Source organism: Pantoea sp. Ap-870 (genome assembly GCF_011752515.1).
Taxonomy (GTDB): domain Bacteria; phylum Pseudomonadota; class Gammaproteobacteria; order Enterobacterales; family Enterobacteriaceae; genus Pantoea; species Pantoea dispersa.
Window position 1 is genome coordinate 442797 of record NZ_VWXG01000003.1, and the last position, 20795, is coordinate 463591.

Consider the following 20795-nt stretch of genomic DNA (forward strand, 5'->3'; position numbering starts at 1 on the left):
CCCTGCAACCATCACTACCGCCGCTTCAGTAACAGGTACAAACTAATGGCGAAGAATGCGCCGCTTGGCAGAATCGCGCCCAGCACCGGCGGTAAACCGTACACCAGACTCAGCGGCCCGAAGATCTGATCCAGCACGTAGAACAGGAAGCCAAAGCTGATGCCGGTGACCACGCGCACGCCCATCGATACGCTTCGCAGCGGACCAAAGATAAACGACAGCGCCATCAGCATCATCACCGCCACCGACAGCGGCTGGAAGATTTTGCCCCACATATTCAGCAGGTAGCGCCCGGATTCCTGGCCGCTCTGTTTGAGATATTTGCTGTAGTTATACAGACCGCTGATCGACAGCGCGTCCGGGTCCAGCGCCACCACGCCCAGCTTGTCTGGCGTCAGATTGGTTTTCCATTCGCCGCTCAGGCTCTGTGAACCGGTAATCTGCTTCGGATCTTTCAGGTCCGACTCATCCACCTGCGACAGCTCCCACAGTTTGCGATCTTTATTCCAGACTGCGGTGGCGGCATAGCGCACGCTCAGCAGACGCCGCTGGTCGGTAAAGCGATAGATACTGACGCCATCGATCTCGTTGTCGCCTTTAATGCGCTCAATGTAGATAAAATCGTTGCCGTCTTTCGCCCACAGGCCGTTTTGCGTCGAAACCAGCGAGCCGCCGTACAGCTGCTGCGCCCGGTAGTTACGCGCCATCTGCTCGCCCTGCGGGGCGACAAATTCGCCCACCGCCATGGTCAGCAGCACCAGCGGAATCGCGGTTTTCATTACCGCCAGCGCCACCTGCAGACGGGTAAAGCCGGAGGCCTGCATCACCACCAGTTCGCTGCGCTGCGCCAGCGTGCCCAGCCCCAGCAGCGCGCCCAGCAGCGCCGCCATCGGGAAGAAGATCTCAATATCTTTCGGCACGCTGAGCAGCGTGTAGTAACCGGCATCCAGCGCGGTATACGCGCCCTGCCCGGTTTTACGCAGCTGATCGACGAACTTAATGATGCCCGACAGCGACACCAGCATGAACAGCGTCATCATGATGGTGTTGAAGATGGTTTTGCCGATATAGCGGTCAAGGACCTTAAACATCACACGGATCCTCCACGGCTAAAGCGCGCGCGGAAACGGCGCATCGGCACGGTATCCCATACGTTAAGCGCCACCGCCAGCGCCAGATACGCCAGGTTGACCACCCACATCCAGATCGCCGGATCAAACCGACCTTTCGCCGCGTTGGAGCGCAGTGAGCTCTGCAGCAGGAAGAAGATCAGGTAGAGCAGCATTGCCGGCAGCATCGACAGCACGCGGCCCTGGCGCGGGTTAACCACGCTGAGCGGCACCACCATCAGCGCCATCACCAGCACAGCGAACACCAGCGTCAGACGCCAGTGCAGCTCCGCCTGGAACTGCGGCGTTTTGGTTTTTATCAGCGTGCTGATATCGGCCTGATCGGCATCGTTAGGATCGAGCACCGCCTCTTTGTACCCCACCAGCGCCTGATAATTGACGAAGTCGGTAATACGGAAGTCACGCAGCAGCGCCGTGCCTTCAAAGCGTGTGCCTTTGTCCAGCGTCACGGTCTGCGAGCCATCTTTGTGCTGCTCCATGTGACCGCTGTCGGCCAGCACCACCGATGGCCGTGCATTGCCCTTCGGTCGCAGCTGCGCCAGGAACACGCTGCCGAACTTGTTGCCTTTCACGTCTTCGACGAACAGCACGGTATTGCCGTCGCTGGAGGTCTGGAATTGCCCCGCCGCCAGCGCCGCCGCTCCCGGGTTGGCTTTGGCATTTTGTGTCACTTCATCCTGATAGCGCGAGGACCACGGGCCAAGCCAGATCACGTTGACCGCCGCCACCAGCGAGGTGAACAGCATCAGGATCATCGCCGCTTTAATCAGGACGCCTTTACCCAGCCCGCAGGCGTGCATCACCGTAATTTCACTTTCGGTGTACAGCCGCCCAAGGGTCATTAAAATCGCCAGAAACAAGCTTAGGGGCAGGATAAGTTGTGCCATTTCAGGCACGCCAAGTCCTAACAATGTCAGAACCAGATTTGTTGGGATTTCGCCATCCACCGCCGCACCCAAAATCCTGACTAACTTCTGGCAAAAGAAGATAAGTAGCAGGATGAACAGGATAGCCAGCTGGCTTTTGAGCGTTTCCCGAACCAGATATCTAATGATGATCACGCTTAGTACGCCTGTGAAAACTTGTCTTTTTGCAGGAAAATCGCTAGTTTCAACGCTTATCAGCCATTTTTCTTCATCAATGGCCGTCATGGTAGCTAAAATAGTATGACGAACGCGTTAGGGTGGTGAAAAAACAACACATTGTCACCCCACTCATTATGGCCGCCGGCGTTAAATTGTCATGGCGTCGCAACAAATTAATGGGTTACGAACGCGCTACATTCTAACGACAGCTAAGGCCGTTGTCTTTAAGATTCAGGAGAGTGCATGGAGTTCAGTGTAAAAAGCGGTAGCCCGGAAAAACAGCGCAGCGCCTGCATTGTGGTTGGCGTTTTCGAACCGCGTCGTCTGTCACCAATTGCCGAGCAGCTGGATAAGATCAGCGATGGCTACATCAGCGCGCTGCTGCGCCGCGGTGAGCTGGAGGGCAAAGTGGGTCAGACGCTGCTGCTGCACCATGTGCCAAATATCCTGTCCGAACGTATCCTGCTGATCGGCTGTGGTAAAGAGCGCGAGCTGGATGAGCGCCAGTACAAACAGGTGATTCAGAAAACCATCAATACCCTGAACGATACCGGTTCGATGGAAGCGGTGTGCTTCCTGACCGAACTGCACGTTAAAGGGCGCAATACCTACTGGAAAGTGCGCCAGGCGGTAGAAACCTCCAAAGAGGCGCTGTACAACTTCGACCAGCTGAAAAGCAACAAAGTTGAGCCGCGCCGTCCGCTGCGCAAGCTGGTGTTCAACGTGCCGACCCGCCGTGAGCTGACCAGTGGCGAGCGCGCTATTCAGCACGGTCTGGCCGTTGCCGCCGGCGTCAAAGCGGCGAAAGACCTGAGCAATATGCCGCCGAATATTTGTAACGCCGCGTATCTGGCATCGCAGGCACGTCAGCTGGCCGATGCGTACAGCAAAAACGTCACCACCCGCGTGATTGGCGAACAGCAGATGAAAGAGCTGGGCATGAACGCCTATCTGGCGGTCGGTGCCGGTTCGCACAATGAGTCGCTGATGTCGGTGATTGAGTACAAAGGCAGCAGCGACGCCGATGCGCGCCCTATCGTGCTGGTAGGTAAAGGGCTGACCTTTGACTCCGGCGGCATCTCCATCAAACCTGCCGAGGCGATGGATGAGATGAAATATGACATGTGCGGCGCGGCCTCGGTGTACGGCGTGATGCGCATGGTGGCGGAGCTGAATCTGCCGCTGAACGTGGTCGGCGTGCTGGTGGGCTGTGAAAACATGCCGGACGGACGCGCGATGCGTCCGGGCGACGTGCTGACCACCATGTCTGGCCAGACGGTTGAAGTGCTGAATACCGATGCCGAGGGCCGCCTGGTGCTGTGCGATGCGCTGACCTACGTTGAGCGCTTCGATCCGGAAGTGGTGATTGACGTCGCTACCCTGACCGGTGCCTGCGTGATCGCGCTGGGCCATCACGTCAGCGGGTTGATGTCGAACCACAATCCGCTGGCGCACGAGCTGATCAGCGCGTCAGAGCAGTCGGGCGACCGCGCGTGGCGTCTGCCGATGGCCGATGAGTATCAGGAGCAGCTGGAGTCTAACTTTGCCGATATGGCTAACATCGGTGGCCGTCCGGGCGGCGCAATTACCGCCGCCTGCTTCCTGGCACGCTTTGCGCGCAAGTTTAACTGGGCGCACCTGGATATCGCCGGCACCGCCTGGCGCTCCGGCAAAGCCAAAGGCGCGACCGGCCGTCCGGTGCCGCTGCTGTCGCAGTTCCTGCTGAACCGCGCTGGCCTGAACGGCGACGATTAAGAGCCGGGGCGAATGCTGCAACGGTGCGTATGAATGCGTTTGAAAGCGTGCGGCCATTGGAACGGTGCGCATGAATGCGCACCCTACGGGTGTGATGGTGCGTATAAATACGTTAAATACCGTGCGGCCATTGAAACGGTGCGCATGAATGCGCACCCTACGGGTGTAGGGTCGCCGTTCACGGCGACCTGATTATCAGCCGCACTGTTTACAGGGTCGCCATTGATGGCGACCTTATTATTGGACGCCGCAATCTTACTGTCGCACAATGCGCCCCACTGTCATTGATGGAAATAACCTGCCATGAAAAACGCCACCTTCTTCGTCATGGAGTCTGAAAGCGCCAGCGACGGCTTAAGCGCCATCGAAGCGCTGGTGTGCGATTTGGCCGCCAGCCGCTGGCGAGACGGTAAGCGCATCCTGATTGCCTGCGAAGATGAACAGCAGGCCAATCGGCTGGATGAAGCACTGTGGCAGCGTCCGGCCAACGCCTTTGTGCCGCACAACCTGGCCGGCGAAGGCCCGCGCTACGGCGCGCCGGTTGAGCTGGCATGGCCGCAGCGACGCGGCAGTGCGCCGCGCGATCTGCTGATCAGCCTGCTGCCGCAGTTCGCAGATTTTGCTACCGGTTTCCATGAAGTGATAGACTTCGTACCTTATGAAGAATCCCTGAAACAACTGGCGCGCGACCGCTATAAAGCGTATCGCAGCGTTGGTTTCCAATTGAATACGGCGACGCCACCCCCGCCGCAAACGACATAGCAGATATGGAAAAGACATATAACCCGCAAGATATCGAGCAGCCGCTCTACGAGCACTGGGAACAGCAGGGCTACTTCAAACCGAATGGCGATACCAGCCAGGAAAGCTTTTGCATCATGATCCCGCCGCCGAACGTCACCGGTAGCTTGCATATGGGTCACGCCTTCCAGCAAACCATCATGGATACCATGATCCGCTACCAGCGCATGCAGGGTAAAAACACCCTGTGGCAGGCAGGTACGGACCACGCCGGTATCGCCACGCAGATGGTGGTTGAGCGCAAGATCGCCGCTGAAGAGGGCAAAACGCGTCAGGATTACGGTCGTGACGCCTTTATCGAAAAAATCTGGCAGTGGAAGGCTGAATCCGGCGGCACCATCACCCGCCAGATGCGTCGCCTTGGCAACTCGGTTGACTGGGAGCGCGAGCGCTTCACCATGGATGAAGGCCTGTCCAACGCGGTGAAAGAAGTCTTCGTCCGTCTGTACAAAGAAAACCTGATTTACCGTGGCAAGCGCCTGGTGAACTGGGACCCGAAACTGCGCACGGCGATCTCTGATCTCGAAGTGGAAAACCGCGAGAGCAAAGGCTCAATGTGGCACATTCGCTATCCGCTGGCGGACGGCGTGAAAACTGCCGAAGGCAAAGATTACCTGGTGGTGGCCACCACCCGTCCGGAAACCCTGCTGGGCGATACCGGCGTGGCGGTCAACCCGGAAGATCCACGTTATAAAGATCTGATCGGCAAAGAGGTGATCCTGCCGCTGGTGAACCGTCGTATTCCGATCGTCGGCGACGAACACGCCGATATGGAGAAAGGCACCGGCTGCGTGAAGATTACCCCGGCGCACGACTTCAACGACTACGAAGTGGGCCGTCGTCACAAGCTGCCGATGATCAACATCCTGACCTTTGATGGCGACATCCGCGAGCGTGCGGAAGTGTTCGACACCAACGGTGAAGTCAGCGATGCCTGTTCCGATGAAATTCCGCCGCAGTTCCAGAAGATGGAGCGTTTTGCCGCGCGTAAAGCGATTGTCGCCGCCGTTGACGAGCTCGGCCTGCTCGACGAAATCAAACCACACGATCTGACGGTGCCGTACGGCGACCGCGGCGGCGTGGTGATCGAACCGATGCTGACCGATCAGTGGTACGTGCGCACGGCCCCGCTGGCGAAAGTCGCGGTGGAAGCGGTAGAAAACGGCGACATTCAGTTTGTGCCGAAGCAGTACGAAAACATGTACTTCTCGTGGATGCGCGACATCCAGGACTGGTGCATTTCGCGTCAGCTGTGGTGGGGCCACCGTATTCCGGCCTGGTACGACAACAACGGTAACGTCTATGTCGGCCGCAGCGAAGAAGAAGTGCGTCAGGAAAACAATCTGGCCGCTGGCGTGACGCTGCGCCAGGATGACGACGTGCTCGACACCTGGTTCTCTTCCGGCCTGTGGACGTTCTCGACTCTCGGCTGGCCGGAGAACACCGAAGCGCTGCGCACCTTCCATCCTACCAGCGTGCTGGTGAGCGGCTTCGACATCATCTTCTTCTGGATTGCGCGCATGATCATGCTGACCATGCACTTCATCAAAGATGAAAACGGCAAGCCGCAGGTTCCGTTTAAAACCGTCTACATGACTGGTTTGATCCGCGATGAAGAAGGCCAGAAGATGTCCAAGTCGAAAGGCAACGTCATCGATCCGCTGGATATGGTGGACGGCATTTCGCTGGAAGATCTGCTGGAGAAACGCACCGGCAACATGATGCAGCCGCAGCTGGCTGAGAAGATTCGCAAACGCACCGAGAAGCAGTTCCCGGACGGTATCGTGCCTTCCGGCACCGATGCGCTGCGCTTCACCCTCGCCGCGCTGGCGTCCACCGGTCGTGACATCAACTGGGATATGAAGCGCCTTGAAGGCTACCGCAACTTCTGTAACAAGCTGTGGAACGCCAGCCGCTTCGTGCTGATGAACACCGAAGATCAGGATTGCGGCCAGAACGGCGGCGAGCTGAAGCTGTCGCTGGCGGATCGCTGGATTCTGACGGAATTCAACAGCACCGTGAAAGCGTACCGTGAGGCGCTGGATAGCTATCGCTTTGATATCGCTGCCAACATTCTGTACGACTTCACCTGGAACCAGTTCTGTGACTGGTATCTGGAGCTGACCAAGCCGGTGATGAACAGCGGCAGCGAAGCGGAGCTGCGCGGCACGCGCAACACGCTGGTGACGGTGCTGGAAGCGTTGCTGCGCCTGGCGCATCCGATCATCCCGTTCATTACCGAGACCATCTGGCAGCGCGTGAAAGTGCTGAAGAACATCGACCACGATACCATCATGCTGCAGCCGTTCCCGCAGTATGACGCGGCGAAGGAAGACGCGGAAGCGAAGGCCGATATCGAGTGGATGAAGCAGGCGATTGTGGCGGTACGTAATATCCGTGCCGAAATGAACATCGCGCCGAGCAAGCCGCTCGACGTGCTGCTGCGCGACTGCTCGCCGGCGGCGCAGCGTCGTGTTGAAGAGAACCGCAACTTCCTGTCGCGCCTGGCGCGTCTGGAGAGCCTGACCATTCTGCCAGCCGGCGAGAAAGGTCCGGTCTCGGTGACCAAGATTGTTGATGGCGCAGAGCTGCTGATCCCGATGGCAGACCTGGTCAACAAGGAAGCCGAGCTGGAGCGTCTGGCGAAAGAGCTGGTGAAGCTGGATGTCGAGATCGAGAAGATTCAGACCAAACTGGCTAACGAAGGCTTTGTATCGCGCGCACCGGAAGCGGTGGTGGCGAAAGAGCGCGAGCGCGTGGCTGAGCTGGAGCAATCAAAAGCAAAACTGATTGAACAGCAGGGCGTGATTGCGGCATTGTAAGCGCTTCAGTCCTGACGCTTAATCGAAGCCGGGCACTGCCCGGCTTTTTTCTATCGGAAGATTATGATGACCACCGCCACGCCACTTAACCTGCAGGTGCGCCCGATTGTCGCCGCCGATAATCCGCGGATTGCGCAGGTGATCCGCGATGTCTCCGCCGAGTTCGGCCTGACGGCGGATAAGGGTTATACCGTGTCCGACCCGCAGCTCGATCGGTTGTTTGAGCTGTACAGTGCGGCGGACAGCGCCTATTGGATCGTGGAGCATGAAGGTCAGGTGGTCGGCGGCGGCGGCGTGGCACCGCTCGCCTGCAGCGCACCGGATATCTGTGAGTTGCAGAAGATGTATTTCCTGCCGTCGGTGCGCGGGCTGGGTTTAGCGCGCGAACTGGCGCTGCGCGCAATGGATTTTGCCCGCCAGCGCGGGTTCCGGCGCTGCTACCTGGAGACCACCGGCAGCCTGACGCGCGCCATTAAACTCTACCAGTCGCTGGGCTTTGAACAGATTGCGGACGCGATGGGCTGTACCGGCCACGTGGATTGCGAAGTGAGAATGCTGCGGGTGTTGTGAGGGAAAAACCACTCACTTCTTTACCGCAACACTCTGCGCCAGCTGACCAATCAACGTCCCCAGCGTCTCCACCGCCGCCTCAGCGCGTGCATCCCACGGCCAGGCGGTGTTGAAGCGGAAGCAGTGGCTAAAACTCTCGCTGCTGGAAAACAGCTGGCCCGGCGCAATACTGATGCCCTGCTGCAGCGCCAGATGATACAGCTGCGTGGCGTTGATCTGCTCCGGCAAGGTAATCCACAAAAAGTAGCCACCGGGCGTATCGCTGATGTGCGCCTCGGCGGGCAGCACGCGGCGCAGCGCCTGCTGTGCCAGCTGTTTGCGCTTCGCCAGCGTCTGTCTTAGCTTTTTCAAATGCGTGTCATAACTGCGGGTACTGAGAAAATCCGCCAGCGCCAGCTGCATCGGCGCGCTGGTCGAGAGCGTACTCATCATCTGAATGCGCTGCACGCGCTGCGCATAGCGCCCCGCCGCGACCCAGCCCACGCGAAATCCCGCCACCAGATTTTTCGAAAAGCTGCCGCAGTGCAGCACGTAACCCTCGCGGTCGAACGCTCTGGCCGGCAATGGCTTATCGTGGCCGTGATACAGGTCGCTATAAACATCATCCTCTATCATCGCCACCCGATAACGCGTCAGCAGTGCCACCAGCTGCTGTTTGCGCTCGGCGCTGAGCGTAAAGCCGAGCGGATTCTGCCGGTTGGTCATCAGCCAGCAGGCTTTCACCGGCCAGCGCTGCAGCGCCTGCTCCAGCTCATCCAGATCGATGCCCTGCTCCACATCGCTGGCGATAGCAATCGCGTTCAGCTTAAGCCGTTCAATCGCCTGCAACGCGCCGTAAAATGAAGGGTTCTCGATCACCACCCAGTCGCCCGGTTCGGTCACCGCCTGCAGGCTGAGGTTCAGTGCTTCCATCGCACCATTGGTAATGACGATGTCATCCGGCGACAGCGTAATGCCCTGCTGCGCATAACGCTGGGCGAGGATTTTTCGCAGCGCTTCATTACCGGGCGGCAGATTATTCAGGGCATCGGTGGGTTTGAGATTGTGCGAGACCTTCACCAGCGAGCGCATCAGCTGGCGCTGGGGAAACAGTTCCGGATCGGGGAAAGCAGAACCAAACGGCATGATGGCCGGATCGCGCGTCGCCTGCAGCACTTCAAACACGAAACTGTTGGTATCGGCCTGGTCGGTTTTAGCGATCGCCTGGGTTGGCAAACGCGGACGACTCTCCGCCGCACGCGGCGCCACGTAGTAGCCCGACTGCGGCTTCGACACAATCCAGCCCTGGCTCTCCAGCACTTCGTAAGCGTGCATCACCGTCATCAGGCTTAACCCGCTCTGTTCCGCCTGCTGGCGCAGCGACGGCAGCTTTTCACCCGGCGGCCAGATGCGTGCTTCGATTTGCGTACGTAGCTGATCTACCAGCTGCTGGTATTTGGCCATGGCGCCTCCGCTGCGGAAATGTCGCGCGCCAGTTTACATGGATTGGTTCGGAGAGGATATCGCGTCCTCAGAGACATTCAGAACTGATGTTGCACCGTACGACTGGAAGCTGAGCGAGGGTGTCGGGGATGCTGCGGCTTTTTTTGTTGGGTTGGGTGCGGTCTGGCCCTCACCCCGGCCCTCTCCCGCACGCGGGAGAGGGAGTAAAGACACACAGCGCGCACGCGGGTGAGGGGGAATGATGTGCCGCTATGCCCCTACTCCACCGTCAGCGCCGCGGGTTTGTCCTTCACAAAGTCCGGCAGCTCGCTGATGCGCTCTGGCGGCAGCGGTTTGCCCAGCAGGAAGCCCTGCAGGGTGTCGCAGCCGAGCCCGGTGAGGAACGCCTGCTGATCCTGAGTTTCCACGCCTTCGGCCACCACTTTGAGATCCAGCGACTGCGCCAGCGCGACGATGGCGGAGACGATGGTGGCATCTTCCGATTTCGCCTGCAGCTCGTTAACAAAGGCGCGGTCGATTTTCAGCTCGCTGGCCGGTAAGCGCTTGAGATACAGCAGGCTGGAGTAGCCAGTGCCGAAGTCATCAATCGAGGCTTTTACCCCCATGCTGGTCAGCTCGGTGAGGATGCGCACGCTCTCTTCCGGATCGCGCATCGCGGTGGTTTCGGTGACTTCCAGCGTCAGCAGCTCGGCCGGAATCTGGTGCTGTTCCAGCGCCTGCGTCACGGTGTCGACCAGGTTGCACTGCTCAAACTGCAAGGCAGAGAGGTTCACCGCCACCGACCAGTGCGGATGGCCCTGCTGGTGCCAGATGTGCAGCTGGCGGCAGGCCTCGTTGATCACCCAGTTGCCGATATTAATGATCATGCCGGTCTTCTCGGCGATAGGTAAAAACTTGTCCGGCGTCAGCAGGCCGCGCGTCGGGTGCTGCCAGCGCAGCAGCGCTTCGAAGCCAATGATCGGCCCGCTCGGCGCGCAGTACTTAGGCTGATAGAACAGACGCAGCTCGTTGCTATCAAGCGCCTGCCACAGATCGTTATTAAGCTGCAGCTGCGACTGCGCCAGCGTGTTCATGGACGGCTGGAAGAAGTTGTAGCCGTTGCGGCCGTTGTTCTTGGTGTGATACATCGCGGCGTCGGCGTTAAACATCAGCTCGCGCTCGTCCTTGCCATCACCGGGATAAACGGCGATGCCAATACTCAGCGACACCATCAGCTCGTAGCGTGACACGCTAAACGGGCGATCCACGGCTTTTACCAGCGCATCCGCCACCGCTGCGGCATCGTTGGGATCGCCGATCTCAATCAGCAGCACGAATTCATCACCGCCCAGTCGCGCCAGCGTGTAGTGCCCTTTCATCTGGTCGGTCATGCGTTCGGTTACCGCAATCAGCAGGTTATCGCCGACGTGGTGACCAAAGGCATCGTTGACCGCTTTGAAACCGTCGAGATCCATAAACATCAGCGCAAACTGCGAGCGCTCGCGGTTGGCCTTGTTGATCGCCTGCTCGAGGCGATCCTCCAGCAGGATGCGGTTCGGCAGTCGCGTCAGGTTATCGTGCAGCGCCAGCTGCGCCAGCTCGCGGTTGGCCTCTGCCAGCGAGCGCGCGAGGATCGAGGTGCGCGCCTGCATACGCGCGTCGAGCATCGAAACCAGCAGCGTAATGCCGAGGATCGCCAGCGTCACTACCGTGACCAGCATCGCCAGCCAGTCGCTGTTCACGCCGTGATGCGTGGCGTGACTGTGCATCGGGAAGTTCGCCGCCGCCATGCCGGTATAGTGCATGCCGGCAATGGCGCAGCCCATCACCACGGCCGCCCCGACGCGCAGTAGCGTGACGCGGCCATGCCCTTCGCGCAGGTTGAACGCCAGCCACAGCGCGGCACCGGAAGCCACCAGCGCAATCAGCACCGAAACCGCAATCCAGCCCCAGTTCCAGCTGATGCCCGGTTCAAACATCAGCGCCGCCATGCCGGTGTAGTGCATCGCCACCACGCCGGAACCCAGCACCAGCGCGCCGCCCAGCAGCCGTCGCCACGGCAAGTCGCCGGACGAGCACACCAGCCACAGGGCAAAGATGGAGGCAAGAATCGCCACCACCATTGAGGCGGCGGTGAGCAGCGGATCGTAGCTCATCACCATATCCAGGCTCATCGACAGCATGCCGATAAAGTGCATCGCCCAGATGCCCACGCCCATGGCGAAACCGCCGCCCAGCAGCCAGACCAGCGCCACCCGGCCGGTCGAGGAAGCGACGCGCCCCGCCATATCCAGCGCGGTAAACGAGGCCAGCATCGCTACCAGTATCGAAACGAGAACGGTAAACGCATCGTACGAAGTCACTAACATAGTGATTTCCCATATAAAAAAGCTGCGTTAAGTCAGCTGTGGTGTTGTTGAAATGAAAAAGAAAATGTTGGTTTTATAATTGAAATTATCGGCAGACCGGCTGCCGATATGAGTCACTGAACGATGAAAGCTTCCGATGTGAAGGAGAACAAAAATTGCTGGTCAGGCGCCGGTGAGCGGCAGCACGTTATCAGGAAAGTGCGGTGCAATCGGCGTTGACGCGGTGAATTCGCCGATGCGCTCCGCCGGCGTCGGTTTGCCCAGCAGATACCCCTGCAGCGTGTCAAAGCCAAGACCGGTCAGCAGGCGCTGCTGCTCTTCGGTCTCCACGCCCTCCGCCACCATGCGCAGGTTAAGGCTTTGCGCCAGCGTCAGCATGGCGGTTACCACGGTTGCATCCTCGCTGTCGGCACGCAGGCTATTAATAAAGGCACGATCAATTTTCAGCTCGCTGGCCTCAAGATGCTTGAGGTGCAGCAGATTGGCGTAGCCAATGCCGAAGTTGTCGATGGCCACTTTGACGCCAAGCCGCTGCAGTTCGGCGATGCGCTGCTGGCTGAACTGCGGATCGCGCATGGCGATGTTTTCCGTGATTTCCAGCATCAGCGCGCCTTCCGGCAGCTGATAGCGCTGCAGCGTCTGGCGCAGCGTGTCGATCAGATCGCGCTGATGAAACTGCAGTGCGGACAGGTTAACCGAGACGCTCCAGTCACGGTTGCCCTCGTCCTGCCACTGTCGCAGCTGGCGGCAGGCTTCGTTGATCACCCAGTTGCCGAGCGCCACAATCTGGCCGGTTTTCTCGGCGCGCGCCAGAAACATATCCGGCATCAGCAAGCCGCGGCGCGGATGCTGCCAGCGCAGTAACGCCTCAAAACCCATCAGAATGGTCCCGCCTGCGCGAAACTTCGGCTGGTAGAACAGGCGCATCTCCTGGCACTCCAGCGCGTTCCATAAATCGTTGGCCAGCGCCAGCTGATGCTGCGCCACCGCGCTCATCACTGGCTCAAACAGGCTCCAGCCGTTACGCCCGCTGTGCTTGGTGTGATACATGGCCGAGTCAGCGTTAAACATCATCTCCTGCGGGCTGCGGCCATGCTGCGGGAAGATCACGATGCCGATGCTGAGCGAGACGCGCAGCGAGTAACGATCCAGCTCAAACGGTGCATCAATGCTGTGCACCAGCCGCTGCGCCAGCGCTTCAGCCTGGGTTGCCGCGTACTGCGGACACAGCATGACAAACTCATCGCCGCCAAGGCGCGCCAGCAAAATGTCCGCTTCCAGCTGGGTGCGCAGCCGTTCCGCCACGGCAACCAGCAAACGATCGCCGACGTGATGCCCCCAGGTATCGTTCACCGCTTTGAAGCCATCGAGGTCCATAAACATCAGGGCAAAGGGCTGGTCATCCAGCGTCGCCTGTTTGATTTGCGTGCTGAGCTGCTGGTCGAGCATCACGCGATTGGGCAGTGCGGTGAGAGTATCGTGCAGCGCCAGCTGGCGCAGCTCGCTGTTGGCGCGCCGCAGCCGGGCGGCAAGACGCGCCGCGCGCAGCTGGGCGTCCAGCATTGAGATCAGCAGTGTCAGACCGAGAATGGTGAGCGTGATGATGGTTACCCACACCGCCAGCCCCTCCTGCCCCATGCCGTGGTGCTGCATGCTGCCGGGCGCGCTGAACTGCGCGGCCGCCATGCCGGTGTAGTGCATGCCGGCAATCGCCACCCCCATCGCCAGCGCCGCGCAGGCGCGCATCAGCAGCAGGCTCTCGCCATGGCGCAGATGGAATGCCAGCCACAGCGCGGCACCGGATGCGCCGTAGGCAATCAGTACCGACAACGCAACCAGGCGAAGATCCCAGTGAATGGCGGGTTCAATCAGCAGCGCCAGCATGCCGAGATAGTGCATGGCAACCACGCCGCTACCGAGGATCACTGTGCCGCGCAGCAGCCGGCGGCGCGTCAGATGGCTGCCCTGCAGGCCCTGCGCAAAGGCGAAGATACTGGTGAGAATCGCCAGCAGCAGCGAGAAGGCGGTGAGCGGAATGTCATAGCGCATGGTCATCGGCATCATCATCGCCAGCATGCCAATGAAGTGCATCGCCCAGATGCCAATACCCATCGCCGTACCGCCGGCCACCAGCCACAGCTTCGCCAGCAGGCCGCGCGACACGGCGACGCGCCCGGCGGTATCCAGCGCCGTAAACGCCGCGATAAACGCCACAATCAGCGAAACGGCAACCAGAACGCTATCCCAGGTAACCAGCAACATGTGCGCTCCTCAACTCAACCCGCGGCGGCGCAGGTGCGGTATCGTCAATTAACAACAGAAAAAGTGAAAACATCAATGTGAGGCAGGTAATGACCACCAGCGATGCGGCAACACAAAAACAGATCCATAAATAACTGGAGGTATTGCACGGCTATTTTTTATTCTCATCGTCTGTCGCGGCCGGGAAAAGTAATGATATCTGATTAATGCATGAACATAGCATTGAACCTGAAGTCGCGGTAGAGGGGGGAATCACTTGCCGTTTGGTTTTTTTAACGGGCCGCCAGCCCTTGTTATAACTGCATTACCGGGGAAAAGGATAAATTGATTAGCGAAAATTCTCCGGTGCGTTGTACAAGCGGCAAAAGGGTGTTCTATAGTAAATAAAACTGATATAAATCACTAACTCAGCCTTTAAGAATTTTCTTAGGTGGCAGGGCATTAAGTTCGTTTGCCGATCGCGGCGTCTTGTTATTTACGGGTTCGTTTCATTAATAAATCACCAGGCGAAAAAGCATAGACCTTGGATAATCAGTAAGGATTGATTATGAAACTCAAGCTTTTTCTTTTGGCTACCAGCCTGAGCGCCGCGCTCGCCCCTGCAACGGTTTTTGCTGCCACCACAACGGGAACCATCAATGCCACATTGACGCTCACCACCGGCTGTCTGGTGAACGGTCAGTCCGCCACCAGCGGGGTTAACTTCGGTACCCTGAACTTCGGTAGCAGCGCTGCAACCTTTGATACCTTAAACGCCACCCTGGTGGGGGCATCCGGGAACGGCATTTTTGTCCGCTGCACCACCGGTCAAACCTTCAATGTGCAGGTTACCAGCAGTAATCCGGCACCGGCCACCATTTACGGTACGGTGAGCGGCCAGCCGCGTTATCTGATCCTCGGTTCCAACAATACGCAGGGCATTGCTTATACGCTTTACAGCGACGCCGCCTTTACCACCGCCATCGCCAACAACACCAACATTGCCGCCAGCGGCACCACCGATCCGACGCTCGGCACCAACTATGCCATTTATGGTCGGGTGGTCGGCGGCGGCTTTAACCCACTGATTCCGGCCGGTACCTACACCGATACCATTAACGTGGCGGTGAATTACTGACGCCAGCGGTGGGGTAAGAAGGATGGTCTGGCTGCTGCGTGCTGGCAGCCTGGCCCTGCTGATAGGGAGCGTCCCGGCCTGGAGTTTGCCGACGGCCACCTTCCAGGTCTCTGCGTCAGTGGTGGCAGGCTGCGTGATTTCCGGTACCAATACCGGCGTGTTTGGCACGCTGAATTTTGGCACCCAGTCGGGCGTGGCGAGCAGCAGCGTCAGCGCCAGCTACGTGCAAAGCACCACCCTCACCCTCGCCTGCACGCCGGGTACCGCCCTCAGCATGAGCATCAACGGCGGCAGCAATTACACCAGCAGCCGCAATCTCAAACACACCAGTAATACCAATACCGTGGCGTACAGCCTGTATACCAACGCAGCGCACACCACGGCGATTCCGGTTAACTCGCCGGTGGCGCTGAGTTACAGCAACGCCAATAACATCGTGCTGCCAATTTATGGCCTGTTAACCCTGCCCGGCCCGACGCGCGCCGGGACCTATACCGATACGTTAACCGTCACCCTGAGCTGGTGACGGCAGCATAAAAAAGGATGAATAATGATGAGCCTGCGCGCCCTGCTTCTGTGGTTTCTTCTGGCCCTGTCGCCCGCCAGCTTCGCTGCCAACTCGCTGATGATCTGGCCGATCGATCCCGTCATCAATCCACAGGAAAAAGCCAGCGAACTGTGGCTGGAGAATCGCGGTAACGCCACCACCATCATGCAGGTGCGCATCTTCAACTGGCAGCAGATTGACGGCCAGGAGCAGTATCAAACGCAGCAACAGGTGGTCGCCAGCCCGCCGATGGTGCGGCTGGAACCGGGGCAGAAACAACTGGTGCGCCTGATTCGCCAGAGCGCGCCGCCTGCGGGCGTGGAGCAAGCCTATCGCGTGGTGCTGGATGAGATCCCGACGCCGCGCTCGCCGGGCGAGAATCAGGCCGGGCTGACGTTTCAGATGCGCTACTCGGTGCCGCTGTTTGTCTATGGTGATGGCCTGACGCGCGACAGCGCCAAAGCCGATCTCAGCTGGCGTCAGGTCAGCCGCGACGGCAAACGCTGGCTGGAGCTGACCAATCGCGGCAACGGCCACGCGCGCCTGAGCAACGTCACCGTCGGCGGTCGCGCGCTCGGCAACGGCCTGTTTGGCTATGTGCTGGCTAACAGCAGCCACCGCTGGCCGCTGAACAGCCCGGTGAGCGGTGAACTCGCGGCCGAGGTGAATAAAAATCACTGGCGCAGCGCTGCCGTGCGCTGATGAAACTGACGCCGCCTCCCTGCGCGCTGGCGGTGACCAGCGTGCTGTGCTTTTCCCCGCTTAGCAGCGCAGAGACTTTCTCTGAGCTGCCACCGCCGCCTGCCGTCAGCCACAGCGCCAGCGGCCAGCAATACATGCTGGAACTGGTGGTGAACCAGCGCGAACGGGGCGAGATTGTGCCGGTAGAGCGGCGCGACGGTGAGTTCTGGCTGCGCAGCGGCGATCTGCAGCGCGCCGGCATTCCGGCGGCGAAGCTGGCTGGCGAACAGGTCGCTCCCGGTCAGTTGGGTGAGGTTAAAGTGGAATACGATGAACGCCGTCAGCGCCTGCTGCTGACGGTACCGCCCGCCTGGCTGCCGGAGCAGACGCTTGGTCAGCCGCAAAACGGCCCGCGCTACCCCGGCCAGGCCAGCAACGGCGCGCTGCTCAACTACGACCTCTACGCCACGCGCACCGACAACGCCGGTTCGCGTCTCTCCAGCTGGAACGAGCTGCGCCTGTTCGGCCCGGCCGGCCAGTTCTCCAGCAACGGTGTCTATATCCAGCAACTTGCGGGCGACACCAGCGGCCAGCAGCAGGGTTACATTCGCTACGACACCTGGTACAGCAACGAGAACGAGAACGCCGCGCTGAGCTGGCGCGCCGGCGATTTGATTACGGATGCGCTGGGCTGGAGCAACAGCGTGCGCCTTGGCGGCGTGCAGATCGCGCGTGACTTCAGCGTGCGGCCAGATCTGGTCACCTACCCGCTGCCGGCCTTTAGCGGCCAGGCGGCGGTGCCGTCGTCAGTCGATCTGTTTATCAATGGCTATCGCAGCGCGCAGGCCAACGTGCAGCCGGGGCCGTGGTCGCTGACCAATGTGCCGTTCGTGAACGGGGCGGGCGATGCGGTGATCACCACCACCGACGCGGTCGGTCGTCAGGTGACGACGATGCTGCCGTTCTACGTCTCCAGCAGCCTGCTGAAAACCGGCCTGTCTGATTACGCCTTCTCCGCCGGGGCGATTCGCGAGAACTACGGCATCAAAAACTTTGATTACGGCGTGGCGGCGGCCAGCGGTTCCTATCGCTACGGCCTGCGCGACTGGCTGACGCTGGAATCGCACGCCGAAGGCAGCAGTGACGTGGCGATGGGCGGTGCCGGCGCGCTGGTGAAGCTGGGCAGCCTTGGCGTCATCAATGCCGCGCTGGCGCAGAGCCAGCTGGACGGCAGGCCCGGCACCCAGTACAGCTGGGGTTACCAGTACAACAACAGCTGGTTCAGCCTCGGCACCCAGCACACGCTGCGCAGCGCGGATTTCGGCAACCTGGCGCTGGTCGGCAGCCGCGGCGATAGCGCCAACACCAGCTATTCGCTCGCCAGACGCAGCGCGCAGTACACCGCCAGCCTGTCGCTCAGCCAGTACGGCAGCCTCGGTCTGGCGTATCTGGACATCGCCGGCGGCAGCGGCGATCGCACCCGCCTGTGGAATTTATCGTGGAGTAAAAACCTGTGGGGCAACAGCAGCCTGTACATCTCCGCCAGCCGCGACCAGCAACAGGGCGACTGGAGCGGCGCGATTTCGCTGGTGATTCCGTTTGGCGAACAGAGCAGCGCATCGATCAGCGTCGAGCGCAATCAGCAGGGACAAAGCAATCAGCGCCTGTACGTGTCACGCGCCATGCCGAGCGACGGCGGTTTTGCTTACGATGCGTCATGGGCGCATCAGGGCGGCGACAGCGGCGATTATCGTCAGGGCAGCCTGCGCTATCGCAATAACAAGATCGATACTTCCGCTGGCTTTTACGGCGACGATGACAACACCACGCAGTGGGCCGATTTTACCGGCTCGCTGGTGCTGATGGACAACCATGTGTTCGCCGCCAACAACATCAACGATGCCTTTGTGGTGGTGAAAACCCGCTATCCGGACGTGACGGTGCGCTACGAAAACCAGACGATGGGCCGCACCGATGACGCTGGCTATTTGCTGGTGCCGTCCATCAGCAGCTATTACGGCGCGAAGTACGATATCGATACCCTCGATCTGCCGGCTGACATGACCGCGCCCAAAGTGGAACAGCGCTTCGCGGTGAAGCGCAAAAGTGGCTATCTGCTGAATTTCCCGGTGGAGCGTCTGCGCGCCGCCAGCGTGATCCTGCACGACAGCGACGGCCAGCCGCTGCCGGTCTCCAGCCAGGTATTGCGCCGCGATCGCGCCACCGAATATGTCGGCTGGGATGGCCTCGTGTGGATGGAAGATCTCAGCGCCAGCAACCCGATGCGCGTGGTGACGCCGGACGGACGCCAGTGCGAGACCACGCTGGCTATCGCTGAGGGGCAGCCTAAAGCGCTGCAGACTTACGGTCCACTCACCTGCCCGCTGCCGCCTGCCGCGCCCGGTACGGCAGTGAATGCCGCCAACAACTCACAGTCAGGGATCTCGCCATGAGGAAATTTCTGTTCTTGCTGCTGTGGCTGCTGCCGGCCAGCAGCTACGCGCTCTGTTCGCTTTCGGCTCCCAGCGCCAGCTTTGGCACGCAAACCACGTTTTACGTGCAGTCGACGGCGGTCAATACCTCCAGTAATACCAACGTTAACTGCGGTACCGGCACGCTCAACCTGCTGGGCAGCGATTACGTCGCCTATGCGTTTACCACCGCCAGCAACCTGAGCGGCACGCGCGCCACCATGAAGGCATCGGCCAGCGGCACCGATAACGTGCCGATTCAGCTGTGCATCGACAGCGCCTGTGCCACCGAGTTGCGCCAGGGCGGCAGCTATCGCTGGAACTCTTCCGCGCTGCTGGCGCTCGGCAACAGCCTCAATTTTGTCATTCCACTCTATTTCCGCACCGTACCTGGCCAGGTGATTGCCGCCGGCAGTTACACCACCACCATCACGCTGACGGTGAGTTATAACGTGTGTGCCGGATTAAATGTGGCCGGCGTGTGCGTCGGCACGGTGCAGAGCAGCAGCGGGACGGCGATGCCGATCACCGTGAATATGGTGATCACCAACGACTGCACCACCATTACGGCGCCGAACGTCAGCTTCGGCAGTGCGCCGCTGGTCGGCAGTTTTTCTACTGTGCAGCAGACGATTAACGTGGTGTGTTCAAAGGGCAGCACGTACACGGTGGGACTGAGTAATGGCAGCTATTACAGCGGCACCACGCGGCAGATGGCGAGCGGCACCAACCGGCTGGCGTACGATATTTATAAAGGCACCACCACCACCAATCGCTGGGGCCCGAGCGGCAGCGACCGCTGGAGCAGCGCGACCTCGACATCGCTCAACGCGGATACCGTGACGCGCAACTTTACCTATACGGCGCAGATTCTGACTACGCAGAATACGCCCGCAGCGGGCAATTACAGCGATAGCGTGGTGGTGGATGTGGCGTTTTAGCGGGGTGGGGTCAGGAGTGGGTGATTCCCTCATCCCCCGCCTTCTCCCGCCAGCGGGAGAAGGGGCCGATCGCGCGGGCGTTGAGGTGAAGCGCAGGTCTGCGAAACCGCACCGAGCGGTTCCCTCTCCCGCGTGCGGGAGAGGGTTAGGGTGAGGGCCAGCGCGCAGAGCAGGAGCTGGCCGGCACCCTCATCCCCCGCCTTCTCCCGCTGGCGGGAGAAGGAGCCCACCGCGCGGGCGTTGAGGTGAAGTGCAGGTCTGCGAAACCGCACTGAACGGTTCCCTCTCCCGCGTGCGGGAGAGGGTCAGGGTGAGGGCCAGCGCGCAGAGCAGGAGCATGCTTGCCCCCTCATCCCCCGCCTTCTCCCGCCAGCGGGAGAAGGAGCCGACCGGGTGGATGTTTAGGTGAAGCGCAGGTTTGCGAAACCGCACCGAGCGGTTCCCTCTCCCGCGTGCGGGAGAGGGTTAGGGTGAGGGCCAGCAGGCAGAGCAGGAGCTGGCTGGCACCCTCATCCCCCGCCTTCTCCCGCTGGCGGGAGAAGGAGCCCACCGCGCGGGCGTTGAGGTGAAGTGCAGGTCTGCGAAACCGCACTGAACGGTTCCCTCTCCCGCGTGCGGGAGAGGGTCAGGGTGAGGGCCAGCGCGCAGAGCAGGAGCATGCTTGCCCCCTCATCCCCCGCCTTCTCCCGCCAGCGGGAGAAGGAGCCGACCGGGTGGATGTTTAGGTGAAGCGCAGGTTTGCGAAACCGCACCGAGCGGTTCCCTCTCCCGCGTGCGGGAGAGGGTTAGGGTGAGGGCCAGCAGGCAGAGCAGGAGCTGGCT

At 60.3% G+C, this 20795-nt stretch carries 14 protein-coding genes; 9 read left to right on the forward strand and 5 right to left on the reverse strand.

Translation table 11 applies throughout. The features are described 5' to 3' along the window. Window positions 1-14: 14 nt before the first annotated feature. A complete protein-coding gene (lptG, locus tag F3J41_RS11145) occupies window positions 15-1091 on the reverse strand; it encodes an LPS export ABC transporter permease LptG (protein WP_021506721.1) in 1077 nt (358 codons plus the stop codon). After that, a complete protein-coding gene (gene lptF / locus F3J41_RS11150; protein WP_031279533.1) occupies window positions 1091-2191 on the reverse strand; it encodes an LPS export ABC transporter permease LptF in 1101 nt (366 codons plus the stop codon). The genes lptG and lptF overlap by 1 nt, the downstream gene beginning before the upstream one ends. Before the next feature lie 267 nt (window positions 2192-2458). Between lptF and pepA the strand changes: the two genes are divergently transcribed. The 4 genes from pepA to F3J41_RS11170 all read left to right on the forward strand — a co-directional run bounded on the left by pepA (window position 2459) and on the right by F3J41_RS11170 (window position 8163). Continuing rightward, window positions 2459-3970 (forward strand): leucyl aminopeptidase, encoded by a 1512-nt coding sequence (gene pepA / locus F3J41_RS11155; RefSeq protein ID WP_021506719.1) that lies wholly within the window; start codon window positions 2459-2461, stop codon window positions 3968-3970. 303 nt (window positions 3971-4273) lie between these two features. After that, complete coding sequence (locus tag F3J41_RS11160; protein WP_021506718.1) at window positions 4274-4732, forward strand: DNA polymerase III subunit chi; 459 nt, start codon at window positions 4274-4276, stop codon at window positions 4730-4732. 5 nt (window positions 4733-4737) lie between these two features. Then, the gene (locus F3J41_RS11165; RefSeq protein ID WP_127834593.1) at window positions 4738-7593 is read left to right on the forward strand and encodes a valine--tRNA ligase; all 2856 of its coding nucleotides are present in this window, start codon (window positions 4738-4740) and stop codon (window positions 7591-7593) included. 63 nt (window positions 7594-7656) lie between these two features. Then, window positions 7657-8163, forward strand: coding sequence for a GNAT family N-acetyltransferase (locus F3J41_RS11170; protein WP_370586218.1), 507 nt, complete (start codon window positions 7657-7659; stop codon window positions 8161-8163). A gap of 12 nt (window positions 8164-8175) precedes the next feature. Here the strand turns inward: F3J41_RS11170 and F3J41_RS11175 are convergent, their stop codons facing one another. The 3 genes from F3J41_RS11175 to F3J41_RS11185 all read right to left on the reverse strand — a co-directional run bounded on the left by F3J41_RS11175 (window position 8176) and on the right by F3J41_RS11185 (window position 14216). Further along, entirely contained in the window at window positions 8176-9606 is a 1431-nt protein-coding gene (locus F3J41_RS11175) for a PLP-dependent aminotransferase family protein (RefSeq protein WP_166711160.1), read from the reverse strand. A 257-nt stretch (window positions 9607-9863) separates the two neighbouring features. Beyond that, window positions 9864-11954, reverse strand: a complete 2091-nt coding sequence (locus F3J41_RS11180) for a bifunctional diguanylate cyclase/phosphodiesterase (protein ID WP_058757218.1) — start codon at window positions 11952-11954, stop codon at window positions 9864-9866. Between the two features lie 162 nt (window positions 11955-12116). Beyond that, the gene (locus tag F3J41_RS11185) at window positions 12117-14216 is read right to left on the reverse strand and encodes a bifunctional diguanylate cyclase/phosphodiesterase (protein ID WP_166711162.1); all 2100 of its coding nucleotides are present in this window, start codon (window positions 14214-14216) and stop codon (window positions 12117-12119) included. 547 nt (window positions 14217-14763) lie between these two features. On the opposite strand from F3J41_RS11185, the gene F3J41_RS11190 reads away from it, so the two are divergent. From F3J41_RS11190 to F3J41_RS11210, 5 genes are read left to right on the forward strand one after another with little or no spacing between them, the layout of a single operon-like run. Next, window positions 14764-15333: a spore coat protein U domain-containing protein gene (locus tag F3J41_RS11190; protein WP_021509578.1), complete on the forward strand. Its 570-nt coding sequence runs from the start codon at window positions 14764-14766 to the stop codon at window positions 15331-15333. Between the two features lie 22 nt (window positions 15334-15355). Further along, window positions 15356-15859 carry a spore coat U domain-containing protein gene (locus F3J41_RS11195; protein ID WP_166711164.1) on the forward strand — a complete coding sequence of 168 codons (504 nt, stop codon included), beginning with the start codon at window positions 15356-15358 and terminating at the stop codon, window positions 15857-15859. Between the two features lie 24 nt (window positions 15860-15883). Continuing rightward, entirely contained in the window at window positions 15884-16582 is a 699-nt protein-coding gene (locus tag F3J41_RS11200) for a molecular chaperone (protein WP_211075164.1), read from the forward strand. Then, window positions 16582-19014 (forward strand): fimbria/pilus outer membrane usher protein, encoded by a 2433-nt coding sequence (locus F3J41_RS11205; protein WP_166711166.1) that lies wholly within the window; start codon window positions 16582-16584, stop codon window positions 19012-19014. Before F3J41_RS11200 ends, F3J41_RS11205 begins: the two co-directional genes overlap by 1 nt. After that, window positions 19011-19973: a spore coat U domain-containing protein gene (locus tag F3J41_RS11210; RefSeq protein ID WP_166711168.1), complete on the forward strand. Its 963-nt coding sequence runs from the start codon at window positions 19011-19013 to the stop codon at window positions 19971-19973. Before F3J41_RS11205 ends, F3J41_RS11210 begins: the two co-directional genes overlap by 4 nt. The last annotated feature ends 822 nt before the right edge of the window (window positions 19974-20795 follow it).

What these genes read in the sequence shown, in the direction of transcription:
- F3J41_RS11175 (WP_166711160.1), bottom strand. Translation starts at nt 9,606, where the DNA reads ATGGCCAAATACCAGCAGCTGGTAGATCAGCTACGTACGCAAATCGAA.
- F3J41_RS11190 (WP_021509578.1), top strand. Translation starts at nt 14,764, where the DNA reads ATGAAACTCAAGCTTTTTCTTTTGGCTACCAGCCTGAGCGCCGCGCTC.
- F3J41_RS11210 (WP_166711168.1), top strand. Translation starts at nt 19,011, where the DNA reads ATGAGGAAATTTCTGTTCTTGCTGCTGTGGCTGCTGCCGGCCAGCAGC.
- lptG (WP_021506721.1), bottom strand. Translation starts at nt 1,091, where the DNA reads ATGTTTAAGGTCCTTGACCGCTATATCGGCAAAACCATCTTCAACACC.
- F3J41_RS11200 (WP_211075164.1), top strand. Translation starts at nt 15,884, where the DNA reads ATGATGAGCCTGCGCGCCCTGCTTCTGTGGTTTCTTCTGGCCCTGTCG.
- F3J41_RS11180 (WP_058757218.1), bottom strand. Translation starts at nt 11,954, where the DNA reads ATGTTAGTGACTTCGTACGATGCGTTTACCGTTCTCGTTTCGATACTG.
- F3J41_RS11165 (WP_127834593.1), top strand. Translation starts at nt 4,738, where the DNA reads ATGGAAAAGACATATAACCCGCAAGATATCGAGCAGCCGCTCTACGAG.
- pepA (WP_021506719.1), top strand. Translation starts at nt 2,459, where the DNA reads ATGGAGTTCAGTGTAAAAAGCGGTAGCCCGGAAAAACAGCGCAGCGCC.
- F3J41_RS11160 (WP_021506718.1), top strand. Translation starts at nt 4,274, where the DNA reads ATGAAAAACGCCACCTTCTTCGTCATGGAGTCTGAAAGCGCCAGCGAC.
- F3J41_RS11195 (WP_166711164.1), top strand. Translation starts at nt 15,356, where the DNA reads ATGGTCTGGCTGCTGCGTGCTGGCAGCCTGGCCCTGCTGATAGGGAGC.
- F3J41_RS11205 (WP_166711166.1), top strand. Translation starts at nt 16,582, where the DNA reads ATGAAACTGACGCCGCCTCCCTGCGCGCTGGCGGTGACCAGCGTGCTG.
- F3J41_RS11185 (WP_166711162.1), bottom strand. Translation starts at nt 14,216, where the DNA reads ATGTTGCTGGTTACCTGGGATAGCGTTCTGGTTGCCGTTTCGCTGATT.
- F3J41_RS11170 (WP_370586218.1), top strand. Translation starts at nt 7,657, where the DNA reads ATGATGACCACCGCCACGCCACTTAACCTGCAGGTGCGCCCGATTGTC.